General features: G+C 58.6%; 20 protein-coding genes. 16 read left to right on the top strand and 4 right to left on the bottom strand.

The features are described 5' to 3' along the window. Positions 1 to 25 precede the first annotated feature (25 nt). Both EIY71_RS01345 and EIY71_RS01350 read right to left on the bottom strand, forming a co-directional pair. Positions 26 to 871, bottom strand: a complete 846-nt coding sequence (locus EIY71_RS01345) for an amino acid ABC transporter permease (RefSeq protein ID WP_085745632.1) — start codon at positions 869 to 871, stop codon at positions 26 to 28. Further along, positions 868 to 1689: an ABC transporter substrate-binding protein gene (locus EIY71_RS01350; protein ID WP_102716800.1), complete on the bottom strand. Its 822-nt coding sequence runs from the start codon at positions 1687 to 1689 to the stop codon at positions 868 to 870. The genes EIY71_RS01345 and EIY71_RS01350 overlap by 4 nt, the downstream gene beginning before the upstream one ends. A gap of 235 nt (positions 1690 to 1924) precedes the next feature. Here EIY71_RS01350 and EIY71_RS01355 point away from each other — a divergent pair, with 235 nt between their 5' ends. Beyond that, positions 1925 to 3043, top strand: a complete 1119-nt coding sequence (locus EIY71_RS01355; protein ID WP_134020103.1) for an SMP-30/gluconolactonase/LRE family protein — start codon at positions 1925 to 1927, stop codon at positions 3041 to 3043. 122 nt (positions 3044 to 3165) lie between these two features. Here EIY71_RS01355 and EIY71_RS01360 read toward each other — a convergent pair whose 3' ends face one another. Beyond that, positions 3166 to 4092 carry a LysR family transcriptional regulator gene (locus tag EIY71_RS01360; protein WP_134020106.1) on the bottom strand — a complete coding sequence of 309 codons (927 nt, stop codon included), beginning with the start codon at positions 4090 to 4092 and terminating at the stop codon, positions 3166 to 3168. Positions 4093 to 4284: 192 nt separating this feature from the next. Between EIY71_RS01360 and EIY71_RS01365 the strand changes: the two genes are divergently transcribed. The 8 genes from EIY71_RS01365 to EIY71_RS01395 all read left to right on the top strand — a co-directional run bounded on the left by EIY71_RS01365 (position 4285) and on the right by EIY71_RS01395 (position 13420). Beyond that, on the top strand, positions 4285 to 5721 hold the full coding sequence (locus tag EIY71_RS01365; RefSeq protein WP_134020109.1) for an NAD-dependent succinate-semialdehyde dehydrogenase: 1437 nt from the start codon (positions 4285 to 4287) through the stop codon (positions 5719 to 5721). 10 nt (positions 5722 to 5731) lie between these two features. Further along, positions 5732 to 6070: a carboxymuconolactone decarboxylase family protein gene (locus EIY71_RS01370; RefSeq protein ID WP_085745627.1), complete on the top strand. Its 339-nt coding sequence runs from the start codon at positions 5732 to 5734 to the stop codon at positions 6068 to 6070. Continuing rightward, positions 6067 to 7068, top strand: coding sequence for an NAD(P)H-quinone oxidoreductase (locus EIY71_RS01375; protein WP_134020112.1), 1002 nt, complete (start codon positions 6067 to 6069; stop codon positions 7066 to 7068). The genes EIY71_RS01370 and EIY71_RS01375 overlap by 4 nt, the downstream gene beginning before the upstream one ends. 101 nt (positions 7069 to 7169) lie before the next feature. Beyond that, positions 7170 to 7331 (top strand): hypothetical protein, encoded by a 162-nt coding sequence (locus EIY71_RS28505; protein ID WP_165369533.1) that lies wholly within the window; start codon positions 7170 to 7172, stop codon positions 7329 to 7331. A gap of 376 nt (positions 7332 to 7707) precedes the next feature. Then, on the top strand, positions 7708 to 8250 hold the full coding sequence (locus EIY71_RS01380) for a DUF3833 domain-containing protein (RefSeq protein WP_134020115.1): 543 nt from the start codon (positions 7708 to 7710) through the stop codon (positions 8248 to 8250). Between the two features lie 8 nt (positions 8251 to 8258). Then, positions 8259 to 9797: a cryptochrome/photolyase family protein gene (locus EIY71_RS01385; RefSeq protein WP_134020118.1), complete on the top strand. Its 1539-nt coding sequence runs from the start codon at positions 8259 to 8261 to the stop codon at positions 9795 to 9797. 163 nt (positions 9798 to 9960) lie between these two features. After that, positions 9961 to 12906: a hybrid sensor histidine kinase/response regulator gene (locus EIY71_RS01390; RefSeq protein ID WP_134020120.1), complete on the top strand. Its 2946-nt coding sequence runs from the start codon at positions 9961 to 9963 to the stop codon at positions 12904 to 12906. Between the two features lie 58 nt (positions 12907 to 12964). After that, positions 12965 to 13420 carry a TspO/MBR family protein gene (locus EIY71_RS01395; protein WP_085745856.1) on the top strand — a complete coding sequence of 152 codons (456 nt, stop codon included), beginning with the start codon at positions 12965 to 12967 and terminating at the stop codon, positions 13418 to 13420. A gap of 27 nt (positions 13421 to 13447) precedes the next feature. On the opposite strand, the gene EIY71_RS01400 is transcribed toward EIY71_RS01395, so the two are convergent. Continuing rightward, the gene (locus EIY71_RS01400; RefSeq protein WP_085745623.1) at positions 13448 to 14425 is read right to left on the bottom strand and encodes an NAD-dependent epimerase; all 978 of its coding nucleotides are present in this window, start codon (positions 14423 to 14425) and stop codon (positions 13448 to 13450) included. A gap of 604 nt (positions 14426 to 15029) precedes the next feature. Here EIY71_RS01400 and rfaH point away from each other — a divergent pair. The 7 genes from rfaH (at position 15030) to EIY71_RS01430 (ending at position 22575) form a co-directional block, all read left to right on the top strand. Then, entirely contained in the window at positions 15030 to 15566 is a 537-nt protein-coding gene (rfaH, locus tag EIY71_RS01405) for a transcription/translation regulatory transformer protein RfaH (RefSeq protein WP_085745622.1), read from the top strand. Positions 15567 to 15603: 37 nt separating this feature from the next. Further along, complete coding sequence (locus tag EIY71_RS28715; protein ID WP_256661067.1) at positions 15604 to 15996, top strand: hypothetical protein; 393 nt, start codon at positions 15604 to 15606, stop codon at positions 15994 to 15996. An 18-nt stretch (positions 15997 to 16014) separates the two neighbouring features. Beyond that, positions 16015 to 16764, top strand: coding sequence for an outer membrane beta-barrel protein (locus EIY71_RS28720; RefSeq protein WP_372239279.1), 750 nt, complete (start codon positions 16015 to 16017; stop codon positions 16762 to 16764). Between the two features lie 12 nt (positions 16765 to 16776). Next, entirely contained in the window at positions 16777 to 17310 is a 534-nt protein-coding gene (locus EIY71_RS01415) for a polysaccharide biosynthesis/export family protein (RefSeq protein ID WP_085745621.1), read from the top strand. A gap of 2 nt (positions 17311 to 17312) precedes the next feature. Then, positions 17313 to 19625 carry a Wzz/FepE/Etk N-terminal domain-containing protein gene (locus tag EIY71_RS01420; protein ID WP_085745620.1) on the top strand — a complete coding sequence of 771 codons (2313 nt, stop codon included), beginning with the start codon at positions 17313 to 17315 and terminating at the stop codon, positions 19623 to 19625. A 148-nt stretch (positions 19626 to 19773) separates the two neighbouring features. Next, on the top strand, positions 19774 to 21165 hold the full coding sequence (locus EIY71_RS01425; protein WP_129972912.1) for an undecaprenyl-phosphate glucose phosphotransferase: 1392 nt from the start codon (positions 19774 to 19776) through the stop codon (positions 21163 to 21165). A gap of 69 nt (positions 21166 to 21234) precedes the next feature. Further along, on the top strand, positions 21235 to 22575 hold the full coding sequence (locus EIY71_RS01430; RefSeq protein WP_134020123.1) for a UDP-glucose/GDP-mannose dehydrogenase family protein: 1341 nt from the start codon (positions 21235 to 21237) through the stop codon (positions 22573 to 22575). The last annotated feature ends 5 nt before the right edge of the window (positions 22576 to 22580 follow it).

A 22580-nucleotide genomic window follows, 5' to 3' on the forward strand; every position in this document is an offset into this window, starting at 1 on the left:
GCAAGAAATCATTCAACGGAATGGCTCAGCGCTGATGCTTGAAGCCTCTGCCGTAATGGCGTTCGAGGCGATGCTGGATCAGTTCGAGACCGATGGATAACAGCCAATAGATGGCGGCTGCGGTGGTCAGCATTTCGATGTAACGGTAGGACGAACGCCCGTACGACTGCGCCAGAAACATCACTTCCCAAACACCCATGACCGAAATCAGGGACGAGTCCTTGAGCATCGAAATAAACTGGCTGGTGGTCGGCGGAATGATCGTGCGCATGGCTTGCGGCAGGATGATATGGATGAACGTCGCGGCCGGCCTCAGGCCCAATGCGGCGGCTGCTTCGCGCTGACCCGGGGCAACCGCGAGGATGCCGGCACGAAAAATCTCACTGAGATAAGCCCCGTAGTTGAGCGACAGCGCGATGATCCCGGCGCTGATCGCGCCTGGCACCACGCCCAGCTGCGGCAGCCCCAGATAGATCAACAGGATCTGGATCAACAACGGCGTGCCGCGAAAGAACGAGGCGTAGAAGCTGGCGATACCAAACGCCACGGCGCTGCTCGACAGCCTGGCCAACGCGGTGACAAAGCCCAGCAATAACGAAAACCAGATCGAGCAGAAACACAGAAATATCGTCAGCGCAGCGCCCTGCAAGAACCCGTTCGGCCCCAAATGCAGGCCGACCAGGTTTGGCCACTTCTCCAGAATGATCGAAAACTTCAGATCGAAGCGCATGAAAAACCACACGCCCAGACCCGACAGCGCCGCCCACGTCAGATACAGGCGCGTGCGAAAGCCGAACAGCTGACGTGTCAGTGGCGGCTGCTTTTGCGGGCTGACAGCCACTTTGGCCGGATGCGGATTGATTGCTGTCATTGGCTGATATCAGAACCGATCCACTTGCGGGATATTTTGCTCAGCGTGCCGTCAGTCTTGAGTTGTGCGATGACCTCGGTGACTTTCGCATTCCATTGCGCATCGCCTTTTTCGACCGCCACGACGTTCGGTTCGGCATACAGTGGATCTCCGGCAATCTTGAAGCGCGGATCCTGAGCGATGCGTTCACGCGCGGTGATCAGGTTGGTGACCATAGCGTCCAGGCGCACGCCGGTACCGAGTGCGAGATCCTGGAAGGCGACGGTTTCATTGTCGTAAGGCGCGATCTGGACATTGTCGAACGGATAGCTCAACGGTTTGTCCTCGGCGCCTTCAATGACCAGATCCTTGTTCAGATAGGCCTCATAAGTCGACGCACTGATCACACCGACTTTTTTGCCGGACAAGTCCTTGCCAGTGGCAATGTCCTTGTCCTTTGCATTGACCACGATCACCGCCGGTGACTGGTAATACTCCACGGGAAAATCGAACACTTCGGCCCGCGCCTTGCTCGGCGTCATCGAGCACACGCAGATGTCGTATCGACCGTTCCAGTGCCCGGCGGCAATCACGTCCCAGGAAGGCGTTTCAAGTTTCAGCTTGACCCCAAGGCGCTCGGCCACAGCTTTAGCGACATCCACATCAAAGCCGTCGAGCTGGTTCTGGTCATTGAGAAAAGAGAACGGCGGGTAACTCTCCATCAGGACACCGGTGAGTTCACCTTTTTGCGTCACGCGATCAAGGGTTGGCCCCGCAAATGCTGCAGCGCAACTGACGGCGAGCGCGAGGCCAAGTGTCAAATGTGTCGGGATCTTCAAGTGCGAATGCTCCAATCTGGGAAAGCCTGATTAGATTAAAACGCACTATAAAATTAATATGAACTTCGTTTTATGCATAAAAAGCTTCGCTTGGGCTATATCGATTCCACCACTATGGAGCGAAGGCCTTCATCTCCAAGCTCGACCAGAGCTGGATAATAATTCACTTGTACGATGTCCTATCACGGGCTATTACTGCGTCTCCAAAAAAAAATAAAACCACGGAGATCGCTACATGGACTCATCCCTGTCCGCCAAGCCTGACAACCTCGAACAGGTAAAAGGCAATACACGCCGCAGCTTCCTGAAGAAGTCCCTCGCTGTTTCCGCCACGCTTGCCACCGGCAGCGCCTTGCTGCCCAGTCTCTCTGAAGCTGCCGAACCATTGAGTCAACGCTACCCGGATCCACTGATTCACATCCTCGACGACAGCTTCCTCGACCTGCGTATTTTCAACGCCAGCGTGGAAAAACTCGCCACCGGCATGCGCTGGGCCGAAGGGCCGGTGTGGGTGGGTGACGGCCGCTATTTGCTGGTCAGCGACATCCCCAATAATCGCATCATGCGTTGGGATGAAATCACCGAAACCTTCACCGTGTACCGTGAACACTCGAACTTCTCCAACGGGATGTGCCGGGATCGCCAAGGGCGGCTTATCGTCTGCGAAGGCTCTACCACCACCAGCGAAGGCCGCCGCGTCACGCGCACCGAATACAACGGCACGATCACCGTGCTGGCCGACAGCTTTGATGGCAAGCACTTCAACTCGCCCAACGACATCGTCTGCAAAAGTGACGGATCAATCTGGTTTACCGACCCGCCATTCCAGACTGGCAACAATTACGAAGGCCACAAAATCACCCCGAGCCAACCCCACGCCGTTTACCGCATCGACGGTGAGAGCAGAAAGGTCACCCGGGTCATCGACGACCTTAACGGCCCCAATGGTCTGTGCTTTTCTCCCGACGAGAAAACCCTGTATGTCGTCGAAGGTCGCGCCAAACCCAATCGCCTGATCTGGGCCATTGCCGTGAAGGAAGACGGCGCACTGGGCGAGCGCCGCAAGCACATCGAGGGGCTGGACTACGCTGCAATCGACGGTATCAAGTGCGACGAAGCGGGCAACCTGTGGTGCGGCTGGGGCGGCAATGGTGATCCCAGGGCCGATCTGGAAAAACTCGACGGCGTGCGTGTTTTCAATCCACAGGGCAAGGCCATCGGCCATATTTCGCTGCCAGAGCGCTGCCCGAACCTGTGCTTCGGGGGGCGCGAAGGGAACAGGCTGTTCATGGCAAGCAGTCACTCGATCTACTCGCTTTTTGTGAATACTCGCGGGACTACGTTCGCTGTGTAAAAACGCCGTTCATCTCGCGGTCGCTTCGTGAGTATCGAAACAATATCTCGCCGCGCAGCCAGGGATGCGCGGCATTCAATCCCGCTCGCCATCCCTGAATCAACGAGGCTGCCTGCGGTCTTTCAACCGATAAGTTCCTGAGCCGTTGCTGCCAGCTGACTACCGACGCGGTCTTTCAGGCTATCGATAAAGCGAGTGATTTTTGCATCGACGAACTGTCGTGACGTGTAGACGGCATAAACGTTGCGCTCGTACGTATGGTAGTCAGGCAGAACCCGCACCAATTTTCCGCAGCGCAAATCATCGATGGCAGTAAATCCGGCCAACAAGCCGATTCCGGCCCCTTCCCGAATGGCAATAGCCATCGCGTCCATGTCATTCACGCTGAAGCTCGGTCCGGTGGGAACGAAGGTCGCGTCACCCGATTTGCTCTTGAGCTGCCACTCATCCCGCACATAGTCCACCGTTCCCAGTAGCAAGCATTGATGACCGCTGAGTTCGTCAGGCGTGACCGGGGTTCCGTGCTGCGCCAGATACGCTGGCGACGCTGCCAGTACGCAATGACTGACGCCGATCTTCTGACTGACATACGCTGAATCCGGCAGCGTACGAGCAATCAGGATCGAGACATCCAACTGGTCCTCGAGCAGGTTGGGCATGCGTTGCGAGAGCATCAAATCCACGGTGACGTCCGGAAATTCATTGCGGTACGCCAGCACTGCGCCGGTCACCAGGTGCCGAGCGAGTCCAGGTACGCAGTGCACGCGCAAGGTTCCTCTGGGCTTCAAGGCTGCATTGCTCGCTTCGGCTTCTGCACTTTCCAGGTCAGCCAGGATCTTGATGCATCGCTCGTAGAACCGACGACCCGCGTCGGTCACCGAAAGACGTCGGGTAGATCGTTGCAACAGACGCGCATCGAGCACATTTTCAAGTGCCGAGACGGCGCGCGAGACATTGCCGACAGTGGAGTCCAGATGGTTCGCAACGGCCGTGAAACTGCCCATCTCGACCACTTTTATGTACACCGACATATTTGAAAGTTTATCCATCCTGATCGTCCTTCAGACCTGCAATCCGCTCGAGACAAGTGCGGATGCTACACCCTCCCCCCCGGCAACCGATATTACCTCTGGGGACAACAATGATTCCCTCGTGGCCGGCTAAATCAAGCGACTCACCTTCCATAGACTTGGTTTCACGGAGCGCTTGCCCGTCCCTGACAACCAACCAAAGGCCACACCATGAACAACTCCTACGATCAGCTTTATCTTTTCATCGGTGGTGAATGGATCGATGCGCAAGGTCGCTCTACGGCAGCCGTCGTCAACCCTGCGACCGGGCGTGAAATCGGACGTGTTCCCCTCGCCACTGCGGGCGACCTTGACCGCGCCCTGGAAGTGTCCCGAGTGGGCTTCGAACAATGGCGGCAGACGGTGCCGGACCAGCGCGCGAAAATCCTCAAGCGCGCCGCCGATCTGATCCTGGAACGAGCCCCGCACATTGCAGCGCAGATGACCCTGGAAGAAGGCAAGCCACTGAGCGAAAGCATGGATGAAGTGGTGCGAGCCGCAGAGTATTTCGAATGGTTCGCCGAAAGCGCTCGGCGCATCGACGGCCGTGTTGTACCTGCCAACCGCCCCGGTGTACTGCAACTGGTCAAACGCCAGGCCATTGGCCCGGTCGCAGCTTTCACGCCGTGGAATTTTCCGGCCATCACGCCTGCCCGCAAACTGTCGGCGGCCCTGGCGGCGGGTTGCAGCGTGATTCTCAAACCCGGAGAAGAAAGTCCCTCCACCGCGCTGGCCCTGGCACGGGCGCTGGACGACGCAGGCCTGCCCAAAGGCGTGCTGCAAGTGGTCTTCGGCGTACCGGATCAGGTGTCCAGCCAGCTCATTGCTTCTCCGATCATTCGAAAAGTGACATTCACAGGCTCCGTGCCCATTGGAAGGTTGCTCTCGGCCCGCGCCGCCGAGGGCGTGAAGCCCATTACCCTTGAGCTGGGAGGTCATGGCCCGGTGTTGGTATTCGCCGACGCTGATGTCGAGAAAGCCGCAGTAGAGGGGGTCGCAAACCGCTTTCGCGGTACCGGCCAGGTGTGCATCTCGTCGACCCGGTTCATCGTTCAGCGTGGCGCCTATCAAGCGTTTGTCGATCACTTTGTCGCGGCCACCAAAGCCCTGAAAATCGGCGACGGCTTCGATCCACAGACTCAGGTCGGACCGCTCGCCAACCCAAGGCAGTTGGTCAAGATGGAGCAATTGATAGCCGATGCCGTCGAGAAAGGCGCACGGGTCTTGGTCGGTGGCGAGGCGCTTCCCGGAGACGGCTTTTTCTTCCAGCCCACCGTTTTGGCAGACGTGCCCATGAACGCCCGAATCATGCACGAAGAACCTTTCGGCCCCATCGCCGTGTTGATGCCTTTCGACGAGCTGGCCGACGGCCTGCAAGAAGCGAATCGATTGCCGTATGGCCTTTCGGCCTATGCGTTCACTTCCAATGCACGAACAGCCATCGACGTGGCCGACGGACTGGAAGCCGGAATGATCGGGATAAACCAGTACCGCATCGTCGCCACCGAGCTTCCGTTCGGCGGCATGAAAGAAAGTGGTCACGGCTCCGAAGGCGGTGTTGAAGGCATCGAGCACTACCTCACCCACAAATTCATCAGTCAGGTTTAAGGGAGCTCCCATGTCCACGATCAATTTCAGCAGTCCTCGCGAAGCGGCCCGGGCCTTCACGCCCAAGCTGTCGGATTTCGTCGACGCAACGCTTTATCCGCAGATCTGGGCCGATCCTGCCTTGTCACTCCGCGACCGCAGCCTGATTACCGTGGCGGCGTTGATCGCCGGCGGTCACTCAGAAGAATTGCCCGCTCACTTGCGCCGGGCAATCACCAACGGCGTCAGCCTGGACGAAATTGCCGCAGCGATTACCCACCTGGCGTTTTATGTGGGTTTTCCCGGCGCCATCACTGCATCGGCCATCGCCAATGCCACGTTTTCCGACTCGGAGAAGAACCCGCTATGAAAGCGATCAACATCAGAGAATTCGGCGCCGCAGATGTCCTGGAACTCGTCGATGCGCCCAACCCCGAAGTCCGCCCCACCGACCTTCTGGTGCGGGTTTACGCCGCTGGCGTGAACCGTGCCGACCTGACCCATCGCACCGGTGGTTATGGGCATCCGAATTTCGGTGACTCGCTGATCATCGGACTGGAGATCGCTGGCGAGGTGATCCAGACAGGCAGCGAAGTGACCGGCTACGCCGCAGGAGACCGAGTGATGGGCGTCGTTGGCGGTGGCGCCTATGCCGAACTGGCGCGCATCGACTACCGCATGGCCATGCCGATCCCCGCGCAACTGGATTATGTACACGCAGCGGCTATCCCGGAGGTGTTCGTCACCGCCCATGAAGCGATGATGCACCTGGCTCGCCTCAAGTCCGGCGACTCGGTGTTGATTCATGCGGCGGCCGGCGGTGTCGGCTCCGCAGCCGTGCAACTGGCCTACGCCACCGGCGCCACGGTGTATGCCACCACAGAGGGCAGCAAGTTATCGCGTGTCGAACATCTGGGGGCTGACGTCGCGATTGACTACAAGACCCAGGACTTCGCCCAAGTCATTGCCGACAAGACCGAGGGTCGAGGGGTCGATGTTGTCATCGACTTCATCGGCGAACCCTACTTCGCACGCAACATTGCCTCGCTTGCTCACGGTGGCCGACTGGTGCAAGTCGGGATTCTCGGCGGTGGCGGCCAGGTAAGCGTGGAGCTCGAACACATCCTCTATCGGCATCTGCAAATCATCGGCACGGTGATGAAATCCCGCACACAACCGGAAAAGCACGCCATGATCCAGCGCTTCCGTGAGCATTGGCTCGATCGTTTCGACGGCGCAGGGAGCCTGGAACCGGTGGTGGACAGCACATTTGCGCTAGCGCGGGCTGCCGATGCTCACCGGCGAATGGAGTCTTCAGAGAATGTCGGAAAAATTATCCTGACCATGCGTCCGGAGGATTCGCCGTAACACACCCGAAGCGTTCAAGGATGAACATTCATTCATCGAAAACAGGATTCGATGCGTCTAGTCTGCGGGTTACGACATAGTGACTACAGGAGTAACCCACCATGTTCTCGCACGAAAGCATCCCACTGATCATCCTTTTCACCATCCTGCTGCTCGGCGTACTCACCGCCGTCCTTCATCCCGTGCATGCGTTCTACAGTTGGCTCCAGAGGCGCAGGGAAAGATCCGCTGCCGAGGCTGCGAGCGAGGCCGATTCGCACTGATGTGCATGACTGGCCCGGAGGAATCCGGGCCTTTTTCCGCCTGCTGGCGACAGCACCGCAAACCACAGTGAACACTATTCGCGCCCTCTCCCCGCTACCCAGGCAAGCCTTCAACTTGTGATGTCGGTTCTGCGCATTTGCGCGAAAAAATTGCCGCTTGATTGTCAGGTGGCTTTTTTCCGCCTATCGTGAACAAAACCTATACAGAAATACCGTCCTCGTACAATTATTTGGGGTGCTGATCCGCCATGTCGCGCAACACTGCAGCGGGAAAGCGAAATTAGACGGCCGCAACCCTGTACGCGCGCTTCATGGCGTATAAGAAACCCTCTCCAGCGCGGTCCCTCGACCCCCTCTGCCATCAGGGAGTAAAGCAATGACTCGATTAGTGCTGTTACTGACACTGCTACTCAGCATCGCAAGCTGCACCAGCGTGGATGTCACCCACTATGCCGATCAACAACCGGCACTCGATCTGCAGCGTTTTTTCAGCCAGCCCGTCAAGGCCTGGGGAATGTTTCAGAAGCGCGGCGGCGAAGTGACCAAGCGCTTCGAAGTCAACATTGTCAGCCGTCGCGAAGGCAACAACCTGATTCTCGACGAGCGTTTTCTGTACAGCGATGGCACCCGCCAGCACCGCGTATGGACATTGACGCCCGAGGGCCAGGGACGCTGGAGTGGTCGCGCCGGTGATGTCGTAGGGGTTGCCCAAGGCCAAGTGGCTGGCAACACATTTCACTGGCGTTATCGCCTCAATGTACCGGTCGACGATTCGACCTATGAAATGAGCATGGACGACTGGATGTACCTGATGGACGAGGACACGTTGATCAACCGCACCAGCATGTCCAAGTTCGGTGTGGAAGTCGGCCAGGTGACCTTGTTCTTCCGCCGCCAGGGCGCCGAAGCAAGCCAATGAACCGTAAAATGGACACTACCCGCCGCTTGTGCCTGGTACTGGGCGACCAGTTATCGTTCGACCTGGCTTCCTTACAGGCACTCGATGCCGAGCGCGACACGGTGTTGCTGGTTGAGGTCATGGAAGAAGCCAGCCACGTGCCCCACCACCCGCAGAAGATTGCCCTGATCTTCAGCGCCATGCGCCATTTCGCCCAGGCGTTGCGGGATCAGGGTGTGCGTGTTGAATACGTCAGGCTGGATGATTCGGATAACAGCGGTTCGGTGCCGGGTGAATTACATCGATGGCAAACGCTGTTGCAGGCCGAAGAAGTGCACGTCACCGAGTGTGGCGACTGGCGGCTGGAGCAATCGATGAAGGAATGCGGTTTGCCAATTCACTGGCACGCCGATACGCGTTTTCTGTGCGGTCGCGAAGAGTTCGCCGCTTGGGCCAAGGGCAAGAAACAACTGCGAATGGAGTTTTTCTACCGGGAGATGCGTCGCAAGAGCCGGTTGTTGCTCAATGGCGACGGCTCGCCGGTGGGTGGCGCATGGAACTTCGATGCCGAGAATCGCAAGGCCCTGCCCAAAGGCGTGAAGGCACCCTACCCGGCGCGCTTCAGCAACGACGCAATCACCAGCGAAGTATTGGCACTGGTCAAGGCGCGTTTCAGCCAGCACTACGGTGCGCTCGATGACTTCAACTATCCCGTCACCCATGCCGATGCGCAGGCTCTTTGGGCGTACTTTCTCGATTACGGTCTGGCCGGGTTTGGCGATTACCAGGACGCCATGGCCAGTGATGAGCCGTTCCTGTTCCACGCACGCGTCAGCGCAGCACTCAACATCGGCCTGCTGGATCTGCGCCAATTGTGCAGCGACGTGGAGTCGGCGTACTGGTCCGGCAGCATTGCGCTCAATGCTGCCGAAGGCTTCATCCGGCAATTGATCGGCTGGCGTGAATACGTGCGGGGCGTGTACTGGCTGAAGATGCCTGATTACGCACTGGGCAACTCGTTTGGCAACACCCGGCCGCTGCCCGAGTTCTACTGGACCGGCGACACGCAAATGAACTGCATGCGCCACGCCATCGGGCAAAGTTTGCAACACGCCTACGCGCATCACATTCAGCGGCTGATGGTCACCGGCAACTTCGCCCTGCTCGCCGGCATCGCGCCGAGCCAGATCTGCGAGTGGTATCTGGCGATCTACATGGACGCCTTTGATTGGGTCGAGCTGCCCAACACGCTGGGCATGGTCATGCACGCCGATGGCGGTTATCTCGGTTCCAAACCCTATTGCGCCAGCGGCCAGTACATCAATCGCATGTCGGATTACTGCCGCGGTTGCGCGTACAAGGTCAGCGAAAGCACGGCGGACAATGCCTGCCCGTTCAACTCGTTGTATTGGCATTTCCTGATGCGCCACGGCGAACTGCTGCGCGGCAATCAGCGCATGGCCATGATGTACAGGAACCTCGACCGCATGCCGCAGGCCAAGCAAGAGGCACTGTGGCAACGCGGCCAGTCGTTGCTGGCCCGCCTGGATGACAGCGAATCGATTTGAAATCAGCGTTCACCCAAAACGACCTTGCTCCATCAGTGAAACTTAACGACGAAGCAACCTGTCAACGGATCAGCAGCCACAACGCTTCCCGATATTGACGGCACCTGTCGGGCATGCCCGACACTCTGAATCGGCCCCTGAAAAATTCAACCAAGAAGGCGAGATGGACACCCTCAAACACCTTAGTCGCGAAGCGCTCGAGTCCGAGGTCAAGCGATTACGCGCCGCCTTGCAGAGCACTGAAGCCGACGATGAGCGCGACATCACGGCGCGACTGCAAGCCAGTCAGGCCGCGCTCGCTCGTAGTGAGGCGCGGCAGCGGGCGGTTTTCGAGAGTGCAGTGGATTTCGCGATGGTCGTCACTGACCTTGGCGGATACATCACGGAATGGAACTGCGGCGCGACCAACGTGCTGGGCTGGTCCGCCGAAGAGGTTCGCGGTCAGAGCGCATCCTGCTTTTTCACCCCTGAAGACCGCGCCGCCGGCCGCGTCGAACAGGAAATGCAGCGCGCCCTTGTCGAAGGCCGTGCCTACGATGAGCGATGGCATTTGCGCAAGGACGGCGAGCGATTCTGGGCCTCTGGCGAGCTGATGCCGCTCTACGATGAAGACCAGACTCATTTGGGCTTCGTGAAAATTCTCCGCGACCGTACTCAGGAACATCTGTTCGGGCGCGCCATAATTGAAACCAAGGAACGCTATCGACTGGCCGTCATGGCGACCAGCGATGCGGTGTGGGACTGGGACCTGCAAACCAACCAGATCATCTGGAACCAGGCGTTGCAACAGGCGTACGGTTTCGCGCTGGAGAACGTTGATCCCAGTGGCGACTGGCGGTTCGCGCGGATCCATCCTCAAGATCAGGCGCGGGTGCTGACATCGATCCGCGCCGCCATCGATGGCGACGGCACGACATGGAGCGCGGAGTATCGATTCTGCTGTCAGGATGGCTCCTATGCCGAGGTGCTCGATCGAGGTCACTTGATCCGCAATCAATCCGGCAAGGCCGAACGCATGATCGGCGCGATGCTTGACCTCACGCGCTCGCGCAGTGCCGAAACGGCGTTGCGCGAGAGTGAAGAGCGTTTCAGCACCATTCTGGAAACCATCGAGTCGGCGTTTGCCATCGTCAAAGTCAAATTCGACGCCAACGACGAGCCTGTCGACTACTACTTCGTTGAAGCCAACCCGGCGTTCGAGCGCCAGTGCGGGGTCAACCTGCGCGGTAAATGGGTGACCGAATTCGCGCCCAATCTTGAGCGCTTCTGGTTCGAAACCTACGGCCATGTGGCCAAGACCGGGGAGCCGGCGAACTTCGAGAATTACGCCAATACCTTCGAACGCTGGTTCGATGTGCGTGCCGTGCGGGTCGGCGATCCGGCCGACCGGCAGATCGCGATCCTGTTCAACGACGTCACCGAACGGCGCGACGCCGAGGAGCGCTTGCGCGCCAGTGAGGCGATCGCCCGGGAGAACGTCGAGCGCGTGCAACTGGCCCTCGCCGCCGGCGCCATTATCGGCACCTGGCACTGGGATCTGCTGACCGACCGTTTTGCCATCGACGAAGGCTTCGCCCAGGTGTTCAACCTCGACCCGAGTCTGGGGCGCGAAGGCCTCAGCCTCGAACAGGTGATCACCAGCGTGCACCCCGACGACCGCGATAGCCTGACCACGGCGATCGACGAAGCCATTGGCCGCGGTGGCGCCTATTCCCATCAGTACCGTGTGCGCCGCGCGGACGGCAGATACCAGTGGATCGAAGCCAACGGTCGCGTTGAGTGTGCCGATGACAACAAACCACTGCGCTTCCCCGGCGTACTGATCGACGTCGAGGAACGCCGCACCGTCGAGGCAGAGCGCGACGGGGCTATCGCCGCCTTGCGTGCGCTCAACGACACACTCGAACAACGGGTGTCAGCGCGCACCGCCGAGTTGATGCAAGCGGAGGAAAAACTGCGTCAGTCGCAAAAGATGGAAGCGGTCGGCCAACTGACCGGAGGCCTGGCTCATGACTTCAACAATTTGCTGGCCGGCGTTTCCGGTGCACTGGAATTGATGAGTACGCGGATCAGTCAGGGCCGGTTGAGCGAAGTCGACAAATACATGGTCACCGCACAGGGCGCGGTCAAGCGTGCCGCCGCCCTCACCCACCGCCTGCTGGCGTTCTCCAGACGCCAGACCCTCGATCCGCGACCCACCGACGTCAACATGCTGATGACCGGCATGACCGAACTGATCCAGCGCACCGTGGGCCCGAGCATTCTTCTGGAAACCATTGGCTCGCCGGTGCTCTGGCCGACACTGGTGGATGCCAGTCAGCTGGAAAACGCATTGCTCAACCTGTGCATCAATGCCCGCGATGCGATGCCCGACGGCGGACGCATTACCATCGAAACGGCCAATCGCATCATGGACGCCGAGACCGCCGGCGCGCTGGATATGCCCGAGGGTGAATATGTGTGCCTGTGCGTCAGCGATACCGGCACCGGCATGTCGGCGGATGTGATCGCCAAGGCCTTTGACCCGTTCTTTACCACCAAGCCGCTGGGCCAGGGCACGGGGCTGGGCTTGTCGATGATCTACGGGTTTGCCAAACAGTCCGGCGGTCAGGTGCGCGTGCACTCGCAGGTCGATCGGGGCACCACGATGTGCATCTACCTGCCTCGTCACCGTGGCGATCCCGTGCAGAATCACGATGACAAGCATAACGCGCCGGCGGTAGTACCCAAGGCCAGCGAGACCATTCTGGTGGTGGACGATGAACCGACCGTGCGAGCCTTGTTGACCGAAGTGCTTGGCGATCTCGGCTACAACTTGCTCGAAGCAGGCGACAGCGTCGCCGGGCTGAAGGTGCTGCAATCGAATGTGCATATCGACTTGCTGATCACCGACGTCGGCCTGCCGGGTGGCATGAACGGCCGACAACTGGCAGACGCCGGGAGAGAGATCCGGCCGAATCTGACGACACTTTTCATTACCGGATACGCAGAAAACGCAGTGATCGGCGCCGGCCAGTTGGGGCCCGGCATGCAGGTGCTGACCAAACCTTTCGCGGTCGACACGCTGGTGGCGCGGGTCAGTGAACTGATGTGCTCAAGATCCGAATGAACGACCGCTGCGGCGGAATAAACCAGGCAGACTGGCTGCGGCCAAGGAGTGATAAATGGTGAATTTCCTGATTTTTCTGATCGCCTGCGGTGCAGCGGCCACCACCGGCATGGTTTTCAAGCCCGGCCAATGGTACGCGCAGCTCAACAAACCGAAGTTCACCCCACCCAACTGGGTGTTTCCGGTGGCGTGGACGACGATCTATCTACTGCTGGCCTGGGTCGGTTACCGTTTGACGATGATTCCCGGCAGCGAAATGGTCCTGGCGTTGTGGGCGGCGCAGATTGCCCTGAACACGCTGTGGACGCCGGTGTTTTTCGGTGCGCAGCGGATCGTTGCCGCGATGATCATTCTCGTGCTGTTGTGGTTGGTCGTCGCCGTGATGGTGGTCCTGGCCCTGCGCCTGGATGTGATCACCGGGTTGATCCTGTTTCCTTATCTGGCCTGGCTGTGTGTCGCTGCAGCGCTTAATTTTTCGATCATGCGCAACAACCGGGTGGGTCTCGGCTCATGACCGTAGTCCAGGAGCATAAAGCGCCGCTCAAATCCGATAGTACTGGCGATACCAACTCACAAACTGCGCCACACCCTCTGCAACTTCCACTCGTGGAGAAAACCCGATCCATTGTTCCAATGCCGAAACATCAGCCCAGGTCTTGATGACATCGCCTGCCTGCATCGGCAACAGATTGCGCTGGGCTTTTATGCCCAGTGCCTGCTCGAGGCAGTCGACGAAATCCAGTAACGCGACCGGTTTGCCGCGCCCCAGGTTGAAAATCCGGTTGACGCCACTCGCCTCCTTCTCCGGCGCTGGCGGTTTCGGACACAGGCGGACGATGCTTTCGACAACGTCATCGACGTAAGTAAAGTCCCGCGCCATCTGACCCTGGTTGTAGATGTCGATCGGTCGTCCCTGAAGAATGGCTTCGGTAAATTTGAACAGCGCCATATCCGGCCTGCCCCAGGGCCCGTAAACCGTGAAAAAGCGCAGGCCGCTGGCCTTCAAGCCGTAAAGATGGCAGTAGCTGTCGGCGAGAAGCTCATTGGCTCGCTTGGTGGCGGCATAAAGCGATACAGGGTGCTCGACCGCATCATCGACGCTGTATGGCAACTTGCTGTTGGCCCCATATACCGAGCTGCTCGACGCGTAGACCAGATGCGCGGGCGGATAATGTCGGCAGGCTTCCAGCACATTCAGAAACCCCACCAGGTTCGATTGCGCATAGGCATCCGGGTTGTCGAGCGAATAGCGCACACCCGCCTGAGCGGCCAAATGCACCACCTCGGTGAAATCGTGCGCTTTGAATAACGCCATCAAGGCAGGCTTGTCGACAATATCCAGTGTTTCAAAACTGAAACTCTGCAGACCGCTCAACTGTTCAAGCCGCGCCTGTTTGAGATCCACACTGTAGTAATCGTTAAGGTTGTCGATACCGACAACTTCCTGGCCTTGCTGCACCAATCGTTTGACCGCGTGATACCCGATAAAGCCCGCAGCGCCTGTAACAAGAACGGTCATAATCCCTGCTCCACACAAGCCGACAGGCGATAAGTTATAGCGCTGGATGACTTATTCAGTCCAGGCTTTATAACAGCACCCAATAGTGGGGAAAGCTTTCGATCTAAATAATAGTCGCGACCATAACAGGCAGAAAAAGTTTCTACCGTTCAGCCAAAAGAATAAGTCATTAAAAAACAGTTGGTTATCCATCGGTAGAACCATTACTGGATGGATGGCGTGTTTTTTGACTGCTAACGTTTGACAGACCGTAAAGTCTGGCCGATAACTACCAAGGTTGATTTTTTACAGGGCGCGAGCAATCACTTACTCGCGCCCTGTCGCTTCAGGGACAACTACTTAGTTACCTAACCTTAAGCCTGCATGAACAGACCGTGCGGTAGCTTTGCCTTCTAAAAAGTTGAACCGATAATTCCTCCAGAGGTGCCGCATAACAGAGCAAAACTTCACTGCTCGATGCACACCAATGAAACACTTTGTGATTCAACATTGAAACACTTCACAAACCCATAATAAAAAAAATACTTCCGCTGACTGCCCTTACTTAGCCCTCAATAGAGCTTCTGCCTGCCATAAACTTTCGATCATCAAAGAGTTTACAAGCATGCCAGTCATCAGCTCGGACCAACCTAATTGGTACCTTTTACAATGCAAGCCACGTCAGGATGAGCGTGCCCACCTCAACCTGCTGCAACAGAATTACGTGGTCTTTCACCCCCAACTCGTCAGTGAACGCGTCATTCGCGGGAAACGACAGCGAGTCCAGGAATCCCTCTTTCCCGGATACTTGTTCATCCAACTCAGTCGTGACGACAACTGGGCACCCTTGCGCTCTACTCGGGGAGTCAGTCGTTTCGTCGAATTCAACCATGGTCCCGCAACAGTGGCCGAGCACGTCATCGAACACCTGCGTGCACGTTGCCTCGAATCAACGTTGTCGGAGCCGGATGAAGCGCTGAAACCCGGAGAGAATCTGCAGATCGTCAGCGGCCCGCTCGCGCCACTGGAGGGCGTGTTCCTCGGATTGCACGGAACCGACCGCGTGATGATCCTCCTGCAGTTTCTCAACCGTGAGCAGCCGGTCTGCCTGCCACTCAGCGTGATTGAACGACAACAAGCCGGTTTTCACCCCTACAACTAACGACTTGCCTTATATGCCCTTGCTCAGGAGCTATAACATGGCTTTGAAGTCACGATGCCCCGTCGCACTGATGATGGCCTGTCTCTATCCCGAAATGGCCTGGAGCATCAATCCGCAAGCCATTGATGTGTATGGATTCGACTTCACGCCATCGTTCCTGTTTTCGGAAAGTTATGACGACAACTTTCGCGAACTGGAAAACAGCAAACAGTCCTCCATGGTCACCAAACTGGCGCCTTCTTTCGAGCTCAAGGCCGAGGATCGCAACAGTGCCACGCGACTGATCTGGCAACCCACTCGCTACATTTATCACGACGAGTCGGATGCCTCGAACACGGCACAACGCGTGCGTGCGGACAGCATCATGGAGTTCACTGACCGGCATCGTCTGAAGCTCGACGCTGAATACCGCAAATGGGAGCGCACGTAATCGACGGCAGTCGAAGGCATCAACGACAAACTCAACAACAAACGGGTGGGCGGTCTCTACACCTTCGGGGCGAAAAGCGCTGACAACCAAATCGATCTCGGGGCCAGTTACGCACAACTGCGCTACGACAACGCCGATGGCATCAACGACGACAAGGAACGCAATACCACTGCCCTGACGAGCACCTGGTATCACCGCATCGGCAGCAACACGCGGGGTCTGGTGGAATATAACCACACCGACTTTGATTACCAGCAGGCCAACAGCCCGCGCAGCAGTAAATCCGACGCCGTCATGGCCGGTGCCGTATGGGATTTCACGGCACGCACGACGGGTAAAGTCCGCGTCGGTTACGAGAAAAAGAACTTCGACAACAGTGAATCCAAAGACCTCGACAACCCGACATGGCAAGTCGATCTGCAATGGAAACCGCGGACCTATTCGACATTCACCTTCGTCGCTCGCCAGGCCCTCGCCGAGGGTGACGACGGCGCGGATGCCGTGAAGTCGACGTTTACCCAGGTCGGCTGGCGTCACGGCTGGACTGAACGGATTACTACCGTGGCCCAGGCCGGTTACGGGCGTTATGTCTACGAAGGCCAAAGCCGTACCGACAATCTTCAGGACTACAACCTGGCCGTGGTGTACGCCATGCGCCGTTGGCTGGATATCGAACTGGGCTATCGGTACCGCGACAACGATTCCGATGCCGACAATGAAAGCTTCACCCGCAACGTGTTCCAGATCAGCTTCAACGTCAGCCTTTAAGAGGGTCTCGACATGAACACTCGCACACTTGTCCTTTTGTTCGCGTTGTTTCTCTTGCCCCACACCTATGCGGCAGATCCCGATACGCAATACAAACTCGCTGCCGGCGACGTGTTGCGAATCATCGTTTTCGGTGAGCCGGAATTGAGCATGAAAAAGATCCGGCTCAGTGATGCCGGCACCTTTTCCTACCCGTTCCTCGGCGAAATATCCGCCAAGGGACTGACCCCCGGTCAGGTCGAGAAAATCATCGTCGACGGGCTCAAGCAGGGTTATCTGATAGACCCGAAAGTCAGTCTCAGCCAGATCGAATACCGCTCGTTCTACATCAATGGCGAAGTGAAAAAGCCCGGCAGCTATCCGTTCGTGCCCGGACTGACACTGGAAAAGGCCATCGCGCTGGGCGGTGGCCTGACCGAACGGGCCTCGATGAAGCGAGTGACCATCTTGCGCGGCGATGGTGGCGCCACCGTGACCGACAACATCACGCGAAGCACCACGATCGCCCCCGGCGATACCATTTCCATTGCACAAGGCTTTTTCTGATCATGGACAACAGCCCAAGCAACTACGTCGAACGTCCTCTTCAAGCGCATCTGCATCCTCAGCACGGCGAAGACAAGGACACCCTGGATCTGCTCAATCTGTGGAGGGTCATCTGGCGCGCCAAATGGAGCATCGGCTGGCTGGTTCTGCTGAGCTGCGCACTGGCGGCCGCCGTAGTTTCCAGCATCACGCCGCAATACATCGGCAGCACCACCCTGCTGTTCAACGACAAGACACCTCCGCTGATGTCCTTCCAGCAAGTCAAGGAATCAGGCAGCAGCGGCACTGATTACCTGCAGACCCAGCAGGCACTCCTGCAATCGCGGGACCTTGCCGAACGCGCGGTGAAAAAACTCGGTCTCACCACCCACCCGGTCACCGACCCGCGCCAGCAGCCAAAGCCCTGGTTTGCTCCGCGCCAATGGCTGGCCGATCTGGACCTTGATCAATGGATCCCGGGGCTAGGTCGATATCTACCGCAAAAGAAAGAGCCACTCACTGAAGCAGACGTTTTCAACCAGGTCACGCAGAACCTCATGCTGCACACCAGCGTCAAGTTCGTTGGCAAAAGCCAGTTGCTCGAAATCGAAGTCGAGTTGCCAGACCCTGTTCTCGCAGCGGCGGCGGCCAACGCGCTGGCTCAGGGCTTTACCGACAGCCAGCTCGATACCAGCGAGAAATCGTCGCAAACCACCACGGCCTGGATGAACACACGTCTGATCAAGCTGCGCGACAACCTGCGGGCGGCCGAGAAAAAGCTCCAGGGTTACCGCGAAGAGCAGGGGCTGGTGGATGTTGGCGGTGTTGCCACCATCAGCGCCAACGAACTGGAAATGACCGGTAACCGCATGGTCGACGCCCGGCGCAACCGTGCTGAAGCCGAGAGCGAGTACCGGCAGGCCAAGGCCCTGGGCAACGGCGATCTGAGCCGGCTCTCCAGCGTGCCTGCGGTCTTGAGCAATCCCCTGGTGCAGAAATTCCAGGCCGATCGCGCTGTGGCTCAAGCCAAGGTTGATGAACTGGCGGGCCGCTATGGTCCGAAGCACCCCAGCCTGATTTCCGCACAAACCGAGTTGCGCACCGCCACCACCAGCCTGCAATTGCAGGTGCAGCAAGTGGTGGCCGGTATCGAGCGGCAATACCAGCTCGCCACCGCGAGTGAAGCGTCGCTGCGTCAATCCTTCAACAGCAACAAGGCGCAAATCCAGGACATCGCGCGCAAAGAGTTCCAGTTGCGCGAGTTCCAGCGTGAAGTCGACAGCACGCGCGCACTGTATGAAACCTTCGTCACCCGCCTGAAAGAAACTACGGCCACCGCCGACATGGACTCGACGAAAGTGCGCATCGTCGACCCGGCCATTGTGCCTGTCGACGCCAGCAAGCCCCGCAAGACATTGATTGTCGGGATCGTCGGGCTGATCGCTGCGGTCATCGGCGTCGGGCTGGCACTGCTCTTCGAGAGTCTGAGCAATACCTTCAAAACCGATGAGACGGTCGAGAGCGTGTTGAATGTTCCACTGCTCAGCGTCGTGCCGTTGGTGGTGAAAAAAAGTCGCCGGCAACTGGCGCGCCTTTTCGAAGACAACGACAACCCGCGTTTTTCCGAGACCATTCGCAACCTGCGTACCTGGCTGATGCTGCAAAGCAGCGAAAAGCCCTCACAAGTGGTGCTCGTGACCTCCACGGTTGCCGGCGAGGGCAAAAGCACCATCGCCACCAACCTCGCCAGTTCGCTGACACCGCTGGAACGCGTGTTGCTGATCGATGCCGACATGCGTCAGCCAACCCTGTCGCTGAACTTCGATTTCCCACCGGACAGCCCCGGACTGGCGAATGTCATTGCCGGCACGGCCAGGCTTGAAGACTGCATTGTTTCAGTGGGCAATCTGGACATGCTGCCGGCCGGGAAGGTCTTGCCACCGTCGCTGGATATGTTCGTTGCGCCACGCCTGCCGTCCCCTGGCGATCCGCTCAACCCGGTTCAGCCGCCGCCACAGGATTTGCTCAGCTCGCCGCGCATGGCGCGCATGCTCGAGGCGCTCAGATCAAGGTATCGCCACATCATTATCGACTCACCTCCTGCGGAGATGATCAGTGACGCGCTGTTGCTGGCCAGACATTCCGATGCGGTGATCTATGTCGTCAAGGCTGACAGCACCTCGATCAGCCAGGTTCAGCGAGGGATTGCCATGTTGCAACAAAGCCATGTGCCGGTCTTTGGCACGGTGCTCAATCAGGTCGACCTGCGCAAGGCGCGCAAGTACGGCTACCACCATTCCCGGGCGTTCTATAACTACGATTTCGCGCCCAGGTAACCATCGGGCGCATACGCCCGCCGCTACGCCCTCTTCTGCCAACGCACTACTCGCTTCACCTCCGCCGAGCTACGGAAAAGCCATCGGGAGGCACGCCGTGCCTGCTCGATTCGCGCTGATGCATGAATGCTGCCTTGAGGTTAAGCCCATGACTTCGCTCTATACCGCTCACATGACACACCGCCGAGGCCTGACGTTCTGGGGCCAGTGGCTGTGCGCGCTGTCGCTGGTGACGGCGCTGTTGATGTTGCTCGTGCAGTGGCGCGTCGGCAGTCTGACCAGTGAATACCGCATCCTGATCATTCTGACGGTGCTCGGCTCGGTGCCGATCTACAGCGTGATGCAGGTCTACCACAAACGCCATGGCCTGCTGGTCGGGCTTGGCAGGTTGCTGGCCGGGTGGTTGACCCTGCTGGCCGTACTGGCAGCAATTGCGTTCTTCACCCAGACCAGCGCCATTTATTCACGCCAGGTGATCATGGTCTGGGCGGTGCTGGGTTTCATGGTTCAGGCCTTGAGCTTTCTGCCCCTGCATTACCTGGCCCGCCTGTACTCGCGCAAGGTCTGCAACGGGCGCCGTTCGGTGATCATCGGTACCTGCCCGACGGCCCATGAACTGGCGAAAAAACTGTCCCGACCGAACCGCGCGCTGGTGCTGGGATTCATTGCCGCCGAGGACAGCTGCGGCCCTGCCCCCAGCATTCTGCCGTTGCTCGGCCACGTTTCCGCCATCCGCGAGATCATCACGGGCCAGGAAGTGCGCCGCGTCTATATCGTGCTGCCGATGGCCCATGCCGCCACCATCGAAGCCCTCTACATCGACCTGCTGGACATGAACGTCGACGTGGTGTGGATCCCGGATTTCGGCAGCATGGTGTTGCTCAACCATTCGATCTCGGAAATCGAGCGGATGCCGGCCATCTACCTCAACGAGAGCCTGATCAGCTCGCACCCTGCCAGCCTGTTTTGCAAGGATCTGTTTGAGCGAAGCCTCGCCGCCCTGGCGATTATTCTGCTCAGCCCGGTGCTGTTGGTGGTGGCCATCGCCGTCAAGCTGACCTCCGCCGGCCCGGTGCTGTTCAAGCAGAACCGTCACGGTTGCAACGGCGAAGTGATCAAGGTCTGGAAGTTTCGCTCGATGCACGTCCACGACGACCAGCAGGTACGACAGGCCACCCGCAACGATGACCGGCTGACGCCGATCGGTGGTTTCCTGCGCCGCAGTTCGATCGACGAATTGCCACAGCTGTTCAATGTGCTGTCCGGCCGCATGGCCCTGGTCGGCCCGCGTCCGCACGCCGTCACCCACAACCTTTATTACACCGGCAAGGTGCGCGCCTACATGGCCCGTCATCGCCTCAAGCCGGGGATCACCGGCCTGGCTCAGATCACCGGCCATCGTGGCGAAACCGAGACCGTGGAAAAAATGCAGCTGCGCGTCGCCCAGGACCTCAACTACATCAACCAATGGTCGCTGTGGCTCGACATCAAGATCCTTATCAAGACCCCCTTCACGCTGTTCTCGAAAAACATCTACTGAGCCCTGCCCCGCGCCTGCCGCTCCCCTGCCCGACCGTTGATAACCGTCACGACGACCTGAGGTTCGACCATGAATGTGAGCGTATTCGGTATTGGTTACGTAGGCCTTGTCCAGGGTGCTGCACTGGCCGAGGTCGGCCACAACGTGCTCTGCGTCGACGTCGACGCCGGCAGGGTCGAGGCGCTGAAAGAGGGCACGCTGCCAATCTACGAGCCAGGCCTGAAAAGCCTGGTGCGCGACAACTACCAAAGCGGCCGGCTGCGGTTCGGCACAGACCTGGTGGACGCCGTTCACCATGGCGATGTGCTGTTGATCGCCGTCGGCACACCGCCCGACGAAGACGGTTCAGCGGATCTCCAATACGTGCTGAGCGTGGCGCAGACCATCGCGCTGAACATGGATCGGCACCAGATCATCGTCGACAAATCCACCGTGCCCGTCGGTACGGGCGATCGGGTGCGAGCCTGTATCGAGCAGGTATTGGCCGACAACGGTCGTAGTCACCTGACGTTCGACGTGGTTTCAAACCCGGAATTTCTCAAGGAAGGCTGTGCGGTCGAAGACTGCATGCGCCCGGACCGGATCATCATCGGCACCGACAGCCCGCGTGCCGAAGAAGTCATGCGCGAACTGTATGAGCCGTTCAATCGCAGCCGCGAAAAAATCATTGTCATGGACGTTCGCAGCGCTGAACTGACCAAGTACGCCGCCAATTGCATGCTGGCAACCAAGATCAGCTTCATGAACGAAATGGCCTGCCTCGCTGAAAAGCTCGGCGCCGACATCGAAAAGGTGCGCCACGGCATCGGCGCCGACCCGCGCATCGGTTACCAGTTTATCTACCCAGGTCTGGGCTACGGCGGCTCGTGTTTTCCCAAGGACGTGAAGGCGCTGATACACGCGGCCGACGGTGTCGACATCGACGCCCGGGTGCTCAAGGCCGTGGAGGCGCGCAACCAGGAACAGAAAGCCAGCCTCTATCGCAAAGTATTCGATCACTTCGACGGTCACCTTCGCGGCAAGACGTTTGCCCTGTGGGGGCTGAGTTTCAAACCCAATACCGACGACATGCGCGAGGCCCCCAGCCGGGTACTGATGGAGGCCTTGTGGCAAGCCGGCGCCAGCGTGCAGGCGTTTGACCCGAAAGCCATGGAAGAGGCCCAGCGCCTTTACGGCTCGCGCGATGACCTGACCCTGACAGGCACCAAGGAGGCGGCGCTGAAAAATGCCGACGCCCTGATCATCGTCACCGAGTGGCAATCGTTCCGGGCGCCGGATTTCGACCGGCTCAGCCAGTTGCTCAAACAGCCGTTGATTTTCGACGGACGCAACCTGTTCGATCCGCAGCGCTTGAGCAAACGCGGTTTCACCTACGTCTCCGTGGGTCGGCAGACCCCTTCAGTTCTCTGAAAGGA

It is taken from the genome of Pseudomonas sp. CH235 (genome assembly GCF_004368175.1).
GTDB lineage: Bacteria > Pseudomonadota > Gammaproteobacteria > Pseudomonadales > Pseudomonadaceae > Aquipseudomonas > Aquipseudomonas paraglycinae.